Annotated in this window: 13 protein-coding genes and 1 pseudogene; 10 read left to right on the forward strand and 4 right to left on the reverse strand. The window is 49.6% G+C overall.

Features of this window, described 5'->3' with window-relative positions; all coding sequences use genetic code 11:
- Positions 1 to 44 precede the first annotated feature (44 nt).
- The 4 genes from B5M13_RS22775 to B5M13_RS22790 all read left to right on the forward strand — a co-directional run bounded on the left by B5M13_RS22775 (position 45) and on the right by B5M13_RS22790 (position 5,343).
- Positions 45 to 1,022 (forward strand): helix-turn-helix transcriptional regulator, encoded by a 978-nt coding sequence (locus tag B5M13_RS22775; protein WP_080057859.1) that lies wholly within the window; start codon positions 45 to 47, stop codon positions 1,020 to 1,022.
- Positions 1,023 to 1,038: 16 nt separating this feature from the next.
- Complete coding sequence (locus B5M13_RS22780) at positions 1,039 to 2,445, forward strand: tetratricopeptide repeat protein (RefSeq protein ID WP_080057860.1); 1,407 nt, start codon at positions 1,039 to 1,041, stop codon at positions 2,443 to 2,445.
- Positions 2,446 to 2,587: 142 nt separating this feature from the next.
- Positions 2,588 to 3,142: a low affinity iron permease family protein gene (locus tag B5M13_RS22785; protein WP_080057861.1), complete on the forward strand. Its 555-nt coding sequence runs from the start codon at positions 2,588 to 2,590 to the stop codon at positions 3,140 to 3,142.
- 161 nt (positions 3,143 to 3,303) lie between these two features.
- Positions 3,304 to 5,343: a PAS domain-containing sensor histidine kinase gene (locus tag B5M13_RS22790; RefSeq protein ID WP_080057862.1), complete on the forward strand. Its 2,040-nt coding sequence runs from the start codon at positions 3,304 to 3,306 to the stop codon at positions 5,341 to 5,343.
- A gap of 9 nt (positions 5,344 to 5,352) precedes the next feature.
- Here the strand turns inward: B5M13_RS22790 and B5M13_RS22795 are convergent, their stop codons facing one another.
- Genes B5M13_RS22795 through B5M13_RS22805 form a run of 3 tightly spaced genes read right to left on the reverse strand, consistent with a single transcriptional unit; the run spans position 5,353 to position 8,629 of the window.
- Positions 5,353 to 5,952, reverse strand: coding sequence for a biliverdin-producing heme oxygenase (locus B5M13_RS22795; RefSeq protein WP_170061174.1), 600 nt, complete (start codon positions 5,950 to 5,952; stop codon positions 5,353 to 5,355).
- Positions 5,949 to 6,380: a response regulator gene (locus B5M13_RS22800; RefSeq protein ID WP_080057863.1), complete on the reverse strand. Its 432-nt coding sequence runs from the start codon at positions 6,378 to 6,380 to the stop codon at positions 5,949 to 5,951. The genes B5M13_RS22795 and B5M13_RS22800 overlap by 4 nt, the downstream gene beginning before the upstream one ends.
- Before the next feature lie 8 nt (positions 6,381 to 6,388).
- Positions 6,389 to 8,629 carry an ATP-binding protein gene (locus tag B5M13_RS22805; protein WP_080057864.1) on the reverse strand — a complete coding sequence of 747 codons (2,241 nt, stop codon included), beginning with the start codon at positions 8,627 to 8,629 and terminating at the stop codon, positions 6,389 to 6,391.
- A 450-nt stretch (positions 8,630 to 9,079) separates the two neighbouring features.
- On the opposite strand from B5M13_RS22805, the gene rbsK reads away from it, so the two are divergent.
- Complete coding sequence (rbsK, locus tag B5M13_RS22810) at positions 9,080 to 9,985, forward strand: ribokinase (RefSeq protein WP_080057865.1); 906 nt, start codon at positions 9,080 to 9,082, stop codon at positions 9,983 to 9,985.
- A 58-nt stretch (positions 9,986 to 10,043) separates the two neighbouring features.
- Here the strand turns inward: rbsK and B5M13_RS22815 are convergent, their stop codons facing one another.
- Positions 10,044 to 10,976 (reverse strand): polysaccharide deacetylase family protein, encoded by a 933-nt coding sequence (locus B5M13_RS22815; protein WP_080057866.1) that lies wholly within the window; start codon positions 10,974 to 10,976, stop codon positions 10,044 to 10,046.
- A 268-nt stretch (positions 10,977 to 11,244) separates the two neighbouring features.
- Between B5M13_RS22815 and B5M13_RS22820 the strand changes: the two genes are divergently transcribed.
- From B5M13_RS22820 to B5M13_RS22840, 5 genes and pseudogenes are all read left to right on the forward strand, one after another.
- Positions 11,245 to 11,838 (forward strand): hypothetical protein, encoded by a 594-nt coding sequence (locus B5M13_RS22820; RefSeq protein WP_080057867.1) that lies wholly within the window; start codon positions 11,245 to 11,247, stop codon positions 11,836 to 11,838.
- A gap of 211 nt (positions 11,839 to 12,049) precedes the next feature.
- A complete protein-coding gene (locus B5M13_RS22825; protein WP_080057868.1) occupies positions 12,050 to 12,607 on the forward strand; it encodes a DUF4136 domain-containing protein in 558 nt (185 codons plus the stop codon).
- Between the two features lie 319 nt (positions 12,608 to 12,926).
- On the forward strand, positions 12,927 to 14,009 hold the full coding sequence (locus tag B5M13_RS22830) for an ATP-binding protein (protein WP_317046939.1): 1,083 nt from the start codon (positions 12,927 to 12,929) through the stop codon (positions 14,007 to 14,009).
- A 114-nt stretch (positions 14,010 to 14,123) separates the two neighbouring features.
- A pseudogene (locus B5M13_RS22835) lies at positions 14,124 to 15,304 on the forward strand (cysteine desulfurase family protein).
- A gap of 35 nt (positions 15,305 to 15,339) precedes the next feature.
- Positions 15,340 to 15,570 (forward strand): hypothetical protein, encoded by a 231-nt coding sequence (locus tag B5M13_RS22840; protein ID WP_080057869.1) that lies wholly within the window; start codon positions 15,340 to 15,342, stop codon positions 15,568 to 15,570.
- Positions 15,571 to 15,643: the final 73 nt, after the last annotated feature.

The following is a 15,643-nucleotide window of genomic DNA, read 5'->3' on the forward strand; positions in this document are numbered from 1 at the left end:
TTTTTCAATTTGTTCAGGCCGACGTTTCGGTGTAGTTTCGTTACATGGAAATTATTTCGCGGAATTACGGCTGCTATTTCGACGAATTTAGTCGTAAGTATCCACCTGAATTTCATCACCATACGGGTTATGCAGAGAGCCACATCAACGTAGCTGATGAGGTTTCGGAGGGCGTTCTGAACGAGATCTGCTTTCAGGGCGTTCGCATTCACTATGGTGATTTTCGGACCCGGCAAACCGACACCATTTCGACCACCGAAGACTTTGGCTCGATCGACATGACTTTTCAATTGCAGGGACATACCGATCATGACTCCTCCGCTCCCGTGCGTTTGGCTCCCTTTCAGCACAATCTGACCTACCGCCCTTATGCCAATATGCGCAGCCGTATGTCCATCGGTAGCCATCAATATGTGGGTATTCAATTAACGGAAACCTTCGTAAGCCGACTGATCGACGACAACTCTCCTTCCTGCGCCAAACTGCTTAACCACATCAGTCAGCGGAAAGCGACGATACTGTCGAACCGGAACCTGGTCATTACGCCTGCTTTGCAGATTCAATTGTCAGAGTTGATAGCGCCTAACCGGCCCATTCCTCTCAAACGATTATACCTCGAGTTAACCGTACTCGACTTGTTTCGCCAACAAATTGACCAGGCAGATGCCAGCCAGCGAAACGGAATCTCCTCATTATCTCCCCGCGATGTAGAGAAGATTATGGCTGTAAAAACATTGCTCGACACCGATCCGCTTGGGCCGTACACACTTCGGCAACTTTGTCGTTCGGTAGGACTGAACGATTTTAAACTAAAAAAAGGCTTTCGGGAGGTGTTGAGCACCACAGTCTTTAGGTACCTGACCGATCTTCGGATGGCGTATGCCCGGCAGCTACTTCGGGATACAGACTGTACGGTCAATGAGGTAGCCAGCCGACTCGGCTACAGTGAAACGCACCATTTTTCGTCGGCTTTCAAACGGAAATTTGGTTATTTACCGAGTCAAGTTGACGCCGAGCCATAAACCACACCTAGTTTTTATGCGAACAACCCGTTACCGATTAATTCTCTGCCAGTTTTTGGTCTTAACTCTTTCCATAACCAGTCAAGGCAGGCCACTTATTTCCGACGAACCATCAGGCGGTATTCGATTCTTTAAAGGCTCCTGGCAGCAAGTACTGGCCGAAGCGAAACGACAAAACAAACCGGTGTTCGTCGATGTGTATACAACCTGGTGCCCACCCTGCAAACGCATGGCCAAAGAAGCGTTTCCAAATCCTAAAATCGGGTCTACCTTCAATGTCCACTTCATTAACTACCAGTTGGATGCCGAAAAAGGCGAGGGTATCGACGTTGCCAAACTATATGCGGTTGCCAGCTATCCGACAGCCCTGTACATCACTCCAGATGGCGCGTTGATTCATCGGGCGGTAGGTTATGGTGGCATCAATGGGATGCTCGATCAGGTAGAGCATGTGCTGCGCATTCCTGCGTTGAAAGCAACGCTTGTCAAAGGGGATAAGGATTTTGCCAACGGTCGACGCGATCCCGAATTTCTCAAGAAATACCTGGTGATGCGTCAGTCGCTTGGCCGGCCTACGAGCGACGTGCTGGATGTGTATCTGACAACCCTGTCTGACTCCGCCCGAACCGCTCCCGAAACCATAGCCTTTATTGCCAATAACCTCCAGACGACGGATTCTCAGGCTTTCGATTTTTTAATCAGGAACCGCCCACCAGTTCTCTCGGCTGACCCTGTCAAACGAAACCTGGCGACAACCGTATTGAAAGCCATTCTTCGTACGCTCGACAATGATTATAAACAGGCTGTTTCGACCACTGATGAAACACTGCTGGAAAAAATAATTGCCAACAGTGAACGCAACACTACTTCGGCTAACCCGTTTATGCAGCGAACAGAGTCGATAAAACAGGAAGCCGCTACAAGCTACCGATTGAGGTTTTTTAAGCAAACCAGAAACTTTACCCGCTACCAGTCAATTGCAGAATCCGAGGCTCAATCCCTTATGGCTCAGTCAGTCACCGAACTACATACGGCCGATTCGCTTGCTTCGATACGACTCCAAAATATGATGCGGTTTATGCCCGATTCAATAAAGAACCGATTAGCCAGCACCCTGGCGGGCAAGCCGATGAACGACCAGATGATGTCGTGGAAAGTGGCCCATTCACTCTGTGAGCTAGCCGACACCTATCGCCAGCAAGGCAGTTCGACGGCCAGCTGGCAGATAGCAATTCCCTGGATCGAACGATCGCTGGTTCTTTATCGGTCACACGAATCGCTGCATACCTACGCCCAACTGCTCCATAAACTTGGCCGTAACCAGGAAGCCCTTACTTATCAGAAACAGGCCATCGTCGACGCGCAAAAAGCAGGCTGGCCTACCGACGAGTACGAGAGCGAATTAAGAAAGATGAATCCGTAAAGAGTAGCCAGTTTTAGGCATCCGTCTGGTAAGTAAGTCAGCTCGTCAGCAGATTTTCCAGGCTGATGCATAATTTTAATCCCCCTCAGCACAGTGAATCCGGGATTTAGACGGAACTTCCGTGTTTTAATTCCCTCGTCTTATGTTCACCAATGCAAACGCTGGACCGTTCGAACGGTTTGCTTCCAAAGCTACACAGGCTACGGGTTCATCCATGGCTTTCCTACTAGCCCTACTCACCATCATTATCTGGATTATTACCGGACCTATTTTCGGCTATTCCGACACCTGGCAACTGGTTATCAATACTGGCACCACAATCATTACCTTTCTGATGGTTTTTCTAATTCAGAAATCCCAGAATAAAGACTCACTGGCTATGCAGGTCAAACTCAATGAACTGATCGCCGTGAACCGTAAAGCCAGCAATCGACTGTTGAATGTAGAGGATTTGTCGGAAGAAGAAATTCGGGCCCTACACCGCTTTTTTGGCGAATTAGCCGAACGGGCCAAATCAGAAACCAGCCTCTCTATATCGCACTCAATTGAAGAAGCCGAAGAAATTCATCAGGAAAAGGTAGAGGATTTTCACCAGCGGAAATCCAGTCGGCTTAAAAATCGGGACACCGTCGCTCCGCCGTCGGAAAGTTCAAAAAGGAAAAGCACCAAAACACCGCCCCCTTCCCAACCCCAATAGCGTTGCAGTCTAATTGTTAATCCAACATTTTTTCGGACCAGATTGACCAAACGCATTTGGTCGAGTCTATTCAGGTAAGCGTTACCTGAACAGTCCGTCATGAAGTTGGTTTATGTATCATAGCGCTCCACACTTACCCTATTTTCAGCTTATTTCAACGTATGAATCAGCCGATCGCTGCTCAATTTTCACCCCTATTGTCAGATGAAGAGTCTTTATTGCGACGATCGTACGGCCAGTTCCAGACGGCATTGAGCATTGGACTCATTGCTACCTGGTTCTGGGACATAAGCAATGATAAACTGTATGGCGATCCTAACCTGCTGCGGATGTTCGATGTAGCCGATACACAGGCGTCAAGAGATGGGCTTCCATTGAGTACCTTTACCAATAACATTCACCCCGACGATCGTGACCGAGTTTTACAACAAATTGACGAGTCGATTCGACTGGGTCGGACGTACGAAGCCGAATATCGCGTTTTAAGTGCAAATCAGGAGAACAAATGGGTATTGGCTCGTGGTCAGGCCACGTACAATAATCAACATAAGCCGCTTACATTTTCGGGCATACTGATCGACCTGACCGAGCGCAAAAAAGCTGAGCTACGCTCTCAATTAGCCGAAGATCGACTTCGGCTCGCTATAGATTCCGCCCAACTCGGAACCTGGGATTTTAATCCCATCACCCAAACCCTGATCTGGTCGGATCGCTGCAAAGAACTGTTCGGGCTTTCGCCATCGGCGCATGTCGATTATGGTGTTTTCTTGCAGGGGCTACACCCCGATGATCGGGAGCGTACCGACCAGGCCGTACAGGAAGCCCTACGGCCCGGTAGTTCAGGACGTTATGACATTGAATACCGAACTGTTGGTATCGAAGATGGGCAGCTTCGCTGGATCAGGGCCAATGGGCAGGCTATTTTCAGTAAAGAAGGGATTGTTCAGGGCTTTATCGGTACCGTGATCGACATTACCGACAGCAAACGCAACGAAGCAGTCCTGCACCAACTTGTAGTTGAACAAACGCAGAATCTGGAACGGCAAACCCATCATTTACGCACCATTCTGGATGCCTCTCTGAATAGCATCATCGCCATGACGGCCATTCGGGACGATACCCGCCAGATTGTCGACTTCATGATGGACACTGCTAATCAGGCTGTTATACGCAGTAACTTTATGGAGCCTGAACAGATCATTGGTCGTAGACTGCTGACGGTCTTTCCGGGGAATAAAGAGAACGGTTTTTTCGACCTGTATGTCCGGGTTGTTGAAACGGGCCGGGCGGAGCAGAGTACTCAATATTATCGGGATGAGTTTGGACTGGAAGGCTGGTTCGAAGTATCGGCGGTTAAACAGGGGGAAGATGGGCTGGTGGTGACCTACAATAACATTACCGAACGGAAAAAGACGGAACTGGCTGCCCAACAGCAAGCCCTCGAACTCAAAACGGCGAATGCAGAACTCAAACGGTCGAACGAGAATCTTCAGCAGTTTGCCCATATTGCGTCGCACGATTTACAGGAACCGCTCCGGCGTATTCAGTCGTTCAGTGATCTGCTCAAAACGCAGTTTGCCGATAACCTGTCCGATGGGGAATCGGACATGATTTACCGGATTCAGCGATCAGCACAACGGATGCAGCTGCTCATCAAAGATTTGCTTACGTATTCAAAGCTGAGTACCCAGCGGGAGCCATTTGCTACGGTTCAGCTTACCGACGTGCTCGAAGACGTTGTCAGCGATCTGGAAATGAGCATCACCGAAAAACAGGCTACCGTAACTGTCGATGGTTTACCAACTGTGCTGGGCAGTTCATCCCGCTTACGGCAACTGTTCCAGAACCTGATTGCCAATGCCCTGAAATTTGTCCCAGTCGAACGCAAACCCATTATTCAGGTATCGGCGCGGGCAGCAACCGCCGACGAACTCCCCGCCCGGTTACAGGATCAATCAGCCAGTTCATTCTGGCTGATTAGGATAATCGATAATGGAATCGGCTTCGATGAGCGCTATAAAGACCGAATTTTTACCCCTTTCCAACGGCTGCACGACGCCGGGTCTTATACCGGAACCGGTATAGGGCTGGCTATTTGTCAACGGGTTGCCGAAAGCCACGGTGGAGCGATTGATGTAAGCAGCCAGCCTTATCAGGGCTCAACGTTCAAGGTTTTTCTACCGATGCTGGCGTCCCTATAAGTACCTGATTCAAGCACGGCAATGGCTGGGCAAACGGACGCCTGAGAGCGAGCGAAAAAGGGTCTGGTAGTTGATGAATGCCTGCTTGGCCCCCGCCACTACATCGTCGGCATGGTTTGCACCGGCTGAAGTCAGAAAAGCGCCAAATTGTTTCCAGCTGGCGCCCGTAGCCGGGCCATAACCCTGAAAAAACCGGGCATGTGTAAGCAAGGGCTCAATGGCCATATTGTTCTGTAGCCATTTCCAGATCACAGTGCCTCCCAGCATAGACCCTTCCCCTACATAAGCTGCACCCAATAAGGAAGCTGGCGACCATTCGCGAAACAAGTCCGATTTGGCAGGGAGAATGGGGACATTCAAGTAGTCAAGATCACTAAGAAGCCAGGCTGTTTTTCGACGCGTATCGGGGTTATAGTCCTGAAAAAAATCGGGGTATCGATCAATAGCCGCTTCTAACCCCTGGTGAAAATGCAGATGGGTATACAGTAAATGGGTGTATTGATCGGTCGAAAGCGAGCCATTCTGTAAGTCGTCGGTGTAAAATAGCGTCTCCGTTTGGCGATGCAGGGGTTGAGTTTCGTACCGCAGTCGTTCCAGCAACGTCATCATGTATAATCGATTCGGGTATTTTTATCCAGCCAGAAATCACACAATTGGTCAATAAGCGTTCGAGTGGCCGGATAACTTCCCGGCTTTACTACGTAGGCGTTTACCCCTGCCTCATAAGCCGATCGAATGTCTCTGGGACTATCCGACGTGCTGAAGGCAACGATAGGCAGAAAACGGGTGCGGTCAACGGCACGAGTCTGCTCAATAATGTCAAACCCACTGATACCATCCAGATTCAGGTCCATCAGAACCAGCTTAGGCAATTGGGGCCTGAATGTCTGATACGAACCTTTTCCCAGCAAATAATTGATAGCCTCGGTGCCACTGGACAAGACCATGTAGGTAATGTGTCGATCCAGCTTCTGCATCAATCGACCAAATATATCCGCATCATTCGGATCGTCTTCTATATATAAAACATCTGCCATACAACAACTTACACTAAGGGTACAGCAGGAAATGAAATAGAAAAGGTGGCTCCTCGATCGGGTTCGCTTCGGAACCAGATTTTCCCCTGATGTCGATTGATGATTCGTTTTACGATTGCCAAACCGACGCCCGATCCTTCGTAATTTCGCGCGTTTTCCAGGCGTTTAAACAAATCGAACATCTTACCGGCCTGTTTCATATCAAACCCTATACCATTGTCTTCTATGGTGTAAACAACTTCGTCGTCAGTTTGTTGGCCGTTTATTCGAACTACAGCGTCGGTTTTATGCTGCGTATATTTCACCGCATTGCCAATCAGGTTAGTAAATAGCTGAAGCGCCATAGTCGAGTCGGCGTTGATAGGCGGTGTATTACCAATCTCAATTTGCAACGAACGGCCTTTAGCGGTTACCAGTAGCTCTTCCCGAATGCCTTCCAGCAACTGGCGCATATCGATCGACTGCGTATCCAGATCCGTACGCCCCATCCGCGAGTAATAAAGAATATGCCGGATCAGGCTGCGCATGCGCTCGGTGGAATCAATGATTTTCTGGAAAAGCGCCTGCGCATCTTCGTCAAAATCTTTCCCATGCTCTTCCAGCAAAATTTCGGAATAACATCGAATGGATGACAAAGGAGTTCGCAGATCATGTGAGACCGTATAGCTGAACGCATCCAGCTCTTCGTAAGCTACCTGAAGCCGCTGATTCAGCATTCGGATGGCGTTGGCCTGCTTCGTTAATACTTGCAAAATATCTTCCCGTAGCTTCACCACTGTACCAATTTCCGTTTCAGTCCAGTGATTCGACGTGTTTCGTACAATCTCCGTCCAGGCTTCAAAGCTCTTGCGGGGGCTTAGCCGAAGCTGCCCATCGCCACCAACCGTTACGGGCTTATCGGGGTTCCCGGCCCACGTCACTTCCCGAATCCGTTCGGGTTTGAACCAGAGCACATATTCTTTGAGTTCCCGCGACAGGGCAATGGCCAGCATACCCGCTCCCACTTCCCGAAATGCCTCAGCGGGTGGATATAAACTGGTCAGATGGTTGGTTTCCAGAAATGTTTCGGCGTTTGTTGTCGTCAGCCACTGCCCAAGCTCCCAAAGCTGCGCTTCGCTGGGAGTTTGGCCAAGCTGGTAAATTTTGTCGTTGAACAACAGCGCTACTCCCGTCGCATTGGTCACATCGAGCGCGGTAACCGGAAACTTGGTTAGTGCCCGGGCTACATCGTCGGTCAGCAGCAGTTGCTCATGAAGTCGTTGCGCATTCTGAGTGTATTGCAGCAGATTGGTTTTATCCTCCTCACTCCGCCGAAACTCCAGGGCCGACGATAGCAACTGACTCACAAATTTTGCCGCCTGCCGGGCCGGATAATCGACAAAACGGGGCGTTGTGTTATGGCATGAAATCAGGCCCCACAATTCGCCCCGATAAAGAAGCGAGATGCTCATAGACGCCTGAACGCCCATATTTTTGAGATACTCAATATGAATGGGCGATACAGCTCGCAGCACCGAGTGCGTCAGATCGAGCGGTTGGTCAACCGGCCAGTCGGGAATCGATAATATTCGGGAGGGTGTACTTCCTACATCGGCAATTAATCGAACCAGGTTGATTTTATACAACTCTCTGGCCTGACGTGGAATGTCGGATGCCGGATAGTGGAGCCCTAAATACGGTTCAAGGTGATCGTCTTTAGCCTCGGCTACCACATGACCATGCCAGTCGGGGCTAAACTGATACACCATGACCCGGTCGTACCCGATAATGGTCTTGATACGCTGGGCTGTATTCTGCAACAAGTCGGGCAATGTACGGCTGGCCTGCACTTCGGTCAGCGACTGCGCAATCAACTGCTGATTGATGGCTGTATTCCGTTCATCGCCCGCCGATTCCCACTCCAGAATAATCAACCCCTGGTATTCATGGATGATCAGATTCCAGGTTCTGTCGTTCAGCGTTACCGGCTGTGGGTTGATCGTTTCCCACGAATGGTTTCGCCGACCGACATTCAGCAACTCAATGACTGTACTGGCTGGTAGTTCGGTGCCCGAAAATAGTGTATCGATCGACTTCCCCAGCAGATCGGTAGCTGGCATGCCTAACAGATCGACGATGTTATCACTGGCATGAACAACAGAATAAGTGTCAGGCAGAATGGCCAGCAAGTAACCATGCGACTGTACGTGTCCGAGTATGTGGATTGGTTCGCGTTCGCAGTTAGTTAGGTCAACAGTAAATGCACTCATCAATCAACTAGTTGAGTAAAGTGGGTTAAAACGTATGCTCTGACCAGATCATAAGTCGGGACTGCTCATATTGGCCAGAATAACGTCAATGAAACGTCTGCCGTTACAGTCAAACCGTATCGGTAAAGCGCAATATACGCATACAATATGGCAATACATTGAAACTCTATAAACCAACAGGGCTTTTTATTACTACTGATGTATACCGAACAACGTATACGATAGATTACTAGGAAGAAAACTATGGATAATGTAGCGCAGAACTCCTCAACCACCAGCAAGTGCGCCTTATAAAAACCATAGGGTTAACCAGATGTTTTGCGAATGTTGCGTGAATCTTCTCGTGCTTACGAACAAATGCATTTATTTGACGAAAAATTCAGACGTGCGGAAGAAGTTTACCAGAGCCGTCGGTTCACGTAATAGTTTTCTTACCTAAATCCTTACTACATGCCAGGTCAGATTTTAGTAGTTGGTAGCTCAAACACGGACATGGTTGTTCAAACGACCAAACTACCAGCCCCCGGCGAAACCGTACTAGGCGGTACTTTTTTCATGAATCCTGGCGGGAAAGGGGCCAATCAGGCCGTGGCGGCTGCCCGTTTGACAGGGAACGTAACCTTTGTAGCCAAAGTTGGGACCGATATCTTTGGCGAGCAGGCTGTTGCCGGATTTCGTCAGGAAGGGATCAATACGACTTATATTCAAAGTGACCCTGATCATCCGTCGGGCGTGGCGTTAATTAACGTCGATGCTGCGGGCGAAAACTGTATTACGGTAGCTCCCGGAGCGAATGCCCAGCTCCGCCCCGCCGAAACCAATCCGGCCCTGGCGTCAGCCGAAACGGATGCACTAGTGCTGGTACAGCTCGAAATCCCGCTGGATACGGTGGTTCATATTATAGGCGAAGCGGCTACGCGTGGCTTACGGGTTATTTTAAACCCAGCTCCTGCCCAGCCCTTGCCCGATGAACTGTTTCCAAATTTATTTCTAATAACTCCGAACGAAACCGAAGCCGAACTTCTGACCGGCATTCGGGTTGATGACCTGTCAGGCGCCGGACAGGCTGCTCAGAAATTGCATGCAATGGGCGTATCGAACGTCATTATTACCCTGGGGTCCAAAGGAGCCTATCTATCGACCGGCACGCAGAGTCAGCTTATCGCTACGCCCCCCGTAAAAGCTGTCGATACTACGGCCGCTGGCGATTGCTTCAATGGCGCCCTGGCTGTTGCGCTGGCCGAAGGACAGCCTTTACCCGATGCAATCGCCTTCGCCTGCAAAGCCGCTTCCATTTCCGTCACACGTATGGGTGCTCAGGCGTCCATGCCCCGTCGAAACGAAGTTAACGAATAAATCCCTCTCCCCGGTTTCCCTCCCATTTTGGTAGAGGAACTGGGGGAGAGGGTTGGTACTATTTACCGTCGAAACTTTGAATCATGTTCCGGTAAAATGTTTTGGCTTTCCACTGCCCACCCGCAATGATGCGCCGGATCGTATAGAGCGGCATCTGCTCATCCCGCCCATCGGCCAGGGTAAACGCAGCGGCATAGCCCCGCTTCTGGATTTCGGGAAGTGCCTGCTTATTCCAGAGCCCAAACGGATAGGCGAAGTATTTCACCGGCTTGCCCGTGATGCTTTCCAGCTTGGCTTTCGGTTCTTCGATCTGAATTTTCCAGTCGTCGCCCTGGTATTTTTTCACATTATGGTGATCCCAGGTATGTGCTCCGATGGTATGACCCCGATCGGCCAGATCTTTAATCTGTGCTTTATCCATGTACGGCTGTTTTCCCCGCCGACCAATCGCCACCGTCATAATAAAAAACGTGCCTTTGAAGCCGTGTTTTTCCAGGATAGGGACGGCTGTTTCGTACTGATCGAGGTCACCATCATCAAAAGTCAGCATAACGGGTTTAGATGGCAACGGGGCGCCCGTAGTCAGATAAGCATATAATTGATCGGGCAAAATGGTATGATACCCGCTGTCGGCCAACATCTGCATCTGCTCTTTAAATGCGGCCACCGGGATAATATAATCCTTGGCGCTTTGCGAATCACCACCCCGCCAGTCGCGAATCTGATGGTAACAGAGCACAGGCACCTGCGGCCGCGCCAGAATAGCGGCTGCATTAGCAATTTTATCGGCCGGAATACTGGACGGATCGGGGGCTGGCGCAGTCGCTTCGGCCTTCACGTCCGATGGCTTATCGGCGACAGTCGCGTTGGTGGTATCGGTAGTCGCTTCGCTGGAAGCCTTGCCCTTGGATTGACATCCCGTTAAACTGTGAGTAAATAAGACAGACAGGCAGATGGCCGCTGCAAGCGATAGATTTTGACGAATGAACATAGTACGTAAATATGCCCTAAAATAGAAAAAAGTATTTGGGAGACGGAATTAAAGTTAGGGACTAACCGAATTTTATTAGCTGCTTCCGCAAAATTCGTACCTCAAACCAAAAGCCTATACTGCAAATCAGCCAGATACCTTATTAAGCCTATACATTTGTCTGCCATATTCGCAATGTTAAAACATCGGACTGGCTACGTTTGTATCGCTGGAGCTTAGTTTTTTACTGTCGGCCAGAACGGTCATGTGATTTACTCGTTGATACCTTATGAGATTTTTGCTTTATATGTTATCGCTGACCCTCGTTTGGGGATGCTCAACAAAGGAAAAAACCAGTCAGGTAGCTGTGACCGACCAGAACCAAACCAAGGCCGACACAACCGCTACGCAGCCAGCCAATACTACCCATACCGCAGTGAACAAGCCGGACAGCCGGGTTGGAACTAGTACGTGGCAGTATTCAAAGCGTGTTGATAACGAAGGTCGTACGGTCTACAAAGCCTCGATCACATCGCCCAGGCTACTCGAATTCGACTTCCCGTATACTGGCGGGTCTGTTGCCACGCTGACCATTCGGAAACGGGATACCGATACGCATGTATATATCCAGGTGTCGAAAGGGCAGTTTAACCGAAGCTTTCAGGAAGGGAAGGCACGCGTTCGGTTTGATGGCAGTGCACCAGTCACCTATACGTTTTCGGCCGCTGAGAATGGCAGTGCCAATGTTATTTTCTTCGATGCCGAAAAAGTCTTGATTAAACGGCTAAAAACGGCCCGTATCATGCTCGTCGATGTCGATTTTGCCGGGCAGGGGACCAGACAGATCGAATTTCGAACAGCCGGATTAAAGTGGTTGCCATAAGATCGGAACCTGGCCCCTAAAAGATAGCTACCCTGAATGCGTTGAATAAACCAACTGGCTAACGAGCCGTTTCGAAGCGACTAACCACAGCTAGCGGAAAGCCTCACCAGAAGGATACAATGGAGGTTTAACTCACTTTTAATAACCGCCTTGACCAGTCGATGAGTTATTGATATGGTTAGTAAACACCCTGAATCAAAACTCAACGACTATGAAACGGTTCTTTTTCCTTGCTGCGTTTGCGCTGGTAGCCAGCCTGACGCAGGCCCAAACAGTTACTGTCAACACCGAAATGCGGCCTAATACCGACTTCAGCCGCTATAAATCCTATGCCTGGGCCTCGCAGGTCGATAACAAACTTGACCCCGGCCTGTATTTCCTGAACGACCTTGTCCTGAAAAAACAGATTCGGGATGCCGTTGGCTTTGCAATGGATGGACGCGGCTACAAGTTTATGCGGCAGAACCCCGACCTACTGGTGAATTTCCGGGTGTTCGACAAGCCCACTACCATTAAAGGCTACACCAACCAGGGTTCCGACTATTTCTCTGCCAGTGAGGTACAAAGCCTGGGCGATGAGCAGGATATTCAGGTTCAGCCCGGTACAATTTTAGTTAATCTGGTCGACAATAAAACGGATCAGGTAATCTGGTCGGGGTTGGCTTCAGGCCTGACAACCAGCAACGGCTTTGATCGGCAACAGGGCAAAATTCGCGAAGCTGTCAACTTGATTTTCAATCGATTCAACTACCGCGCCGACAGTTATTAAACCCGTTATCGACAAAAAAAGCGCGTCATTCGGGAGAGTGACGCGCTTTTTTGTTTAGTCAAGTCTTTAATCCCATCACTGCCTTTTCGCCTTTCTGCTTTTTCTACAACATCCTTTTTTGAGGCATTAGCACAATAGTTGTATAAACTAAGATCATGGCTTACGTTTAACTTATTACCCTGCAAATTTAAAGTAATAGTTTAAATTTGCAGGGTATGTTTACGCGACTTATAGCTAAAGAATTTGTTGAACTGGTTGACGATCGACCAGCCGTAGCACTCGTTGGGCCCCGACAGGTCGGAAAAACTACCTGGCAAAAATGCTGGCGGCTCAGTTCGACCGCCAAACGGTCTATTTAGACTTAGAATCGCTGGAGGATTTTAATCGGCTCCGCGATCCTGAGTTATATTTAACAGATCGACAGGACGCCTTGGTGATTATTGACGAAGTCCAGCGAATGCCACAGCTTTTTCCTGTACTTCGTTCGCTTATTGATCGACATCGGGTGCCCGGTCGGTTTGTGCTTTTAGGCTCCGCATCGCCCCAATTGCTTCAGCAAAGTTCGGAGTCACTGGCAGGACGAATCGCCTATCTGGAGCTTCAACCGCTTACCTCGCCGGAGGTGCAGGATAAGCTATCGTATCAGCAACACTGGCTACGCGGAGGGTATCCCGACATGCTACAGGCTCCCACCGACCGTTCGGCCAATCGGCGCATGAACGATTTTATTCAAACCTATGTAGAACGCGACCTTCCCGGATTAGGGCTGGGAGCTTCACCAACGCGGGTTCGTACGTTGTTGTCGATGCTGGTCAGTGTTCATGCCAATCAAGTAAACAACTCCGAATTAGCCCGTTCACTGGGCCTTAGCGTCCCCACCGTTCAGCATTATCTCGACTTTCTGGAACAGGCTTTTCTGATTCGGCGATTGCCCCCTTATTTCGTCAATATCGGCAAACGGTTGGTTAAAGCCCCGAAGCTGTACATACGGGATAGTGGCATGTTTCATGCACTGGCTGCTATTCAAACGACCGAAGCGCTTAGTGGAAGTCTGCATTTGGGCAGTTCATGGGAGGGCTATATTGTGCAACAGGTAATTGCCAATTTGGCTCACGACACACAAACTTATTACTACCGCACGGCAGAAGGGGCTGAACTGGATTTAGTACTGGTACGTGCTGGGCAACCGATCGTGGGGATTGAAATAAAATACACCAATGCCCCTGTATTAAGTCGCGGAAATTATAATGCCAGCCGTGATTTGGGAGGAATCCCAGTATTGGTAGTTACCCCTTCAGCTCAGGATTTTCGACTGGATGAGCACGTCCAGGTTTGCAGTTTAGCAACCCTCTGGCAGCATCTGGCTCCGTACGAAGTGCTGGGGAGTTTTATAACTGACTGACTAAGAATGTATGCCAATAACACATCAGCAACAACTCAATAGGATCGCAGAGAATATATGCCTGATCTAACCAAGCCTATAGCAACCTATCGCTGACAACGTTATTTTTACTGTATGATCTACCTCGACAACAATGCGACAACCCGGCTCGACCCACAGGTGCTGGATGCGATGATGCCGTTCCTGACGGACAACTTCGCCAATGCGGCTAGTACGCACCCATTTGGCCTCTCGGCACACGAAGCGGTTAAAACGGCGCGTCAGCAGGTAGCTGATTTGCTGGGTTGCGAAACGCATGAACTGGTCTTTACATCGGGCGCTACAGAAGCCATCAATCTGGCGATCAAAGGCGTGGCTGAAAACTACCTGAATCGTGGCAGACACATCGTAACGGTGCAAACGGAACATAAAGCCGTGCTGGATGTATGCGTCTATCTGGAAAAACACGGCCGGTCCGGTGATCCAGTTGAGGTGACATACTTACCCGTTCAACCTGACGGCTTATTGGATTTGGATGTAGTAAAAGCGGCTATTCGACCCGATACAATACTAGTGTCGGTGATGCTGGTTAACAATGAAACGGGCGTTATTCAGCCCATTAAGGAGATCGCTCAGCTAGCCCACGAAGTCGGTGCCTTATTCATGACTGATGCCACGCAGGCCGTTGGCAAATTACCGATTGACGTCGATGCGCTTGGTATTGATCTGCTGGCTTTTTCCGCCCATAAATTTTATGGACCCAAAGGTGTTGGTGGCTTGTTTATTCGCCAGCGCCGTCCAAACAAAGTAAAACTGGAAGCTCTTTTGCACGGTGGTGGACACGAACGCGGTTTACGCAGTGGCACGCTGAACGTTCCAGGCATTGTAGGCATGGGAGCGGCTGCGTCACGCGACCCTTCGCGTCTCCCATGCGTCAGCCAAAACCGTCCGGTCATGAGACGCAAAGGCTTGCGTCTCTACGGGATCGACTCGAAAAGGCTTTATTGACAATTCCCGGCACCCGCGTAAATGGCAATCAGACACACAGGCTGTATAACGTCACCAATATCTATTTCGAAAACTGCGATTCCGATGCGCTGATTATGGGACTGGAAGGCATGGCCGTTTCGAACGGGTCGGCTTGTACGGCTGCTTCAATCGACCCATCTCATGTGCTGCTGGCCATGGGTCTGGACGAAACCGAAGCGTTTTCCTGCCTGCGATTTAGCCTTGGACGATTTACCACTGATGCCGAAATAACGGCGGCAATTAATGGAGTAAAGGGCGTTGTAGACGAGTTGCGAGCGTTGGTATAATTTGATAATACCACTTAATTTTACACGAGAAAGCTATGGCACTATCTGATAAAGCAGTCGATTATTTAGAACAGCAGATTCCTGAACTGGCCGCTATTGCGACACGGCAGGCCTATTGGCAATCGCTGGCCTCGGGCGATAGTGTGCTTGTGGCGGAGAATGGCCAGATTCTAGAAGTGAAGCCCGACGGCACGCGTACGTATATAAAGACTGTTGACAAGCCGAAAGTCGTTACACAGAAGCACTTCCGCATACCAAAAGCATGATCAAACGAATGCGGATGTTTGCTGGGCCCAACGGTTCAGGGAAGAGTACGGTAAAGTCAGTCATTGAGCCTAT

Source organism: Spirosoma aerolatum, from assembly GCF_002056795.1.
GTDB lineage: Bacteria > Bacteroidota > Bacteroidia > Cytophagales > Spirosomataceae > Spirosoma > Spirosoma aerolatum.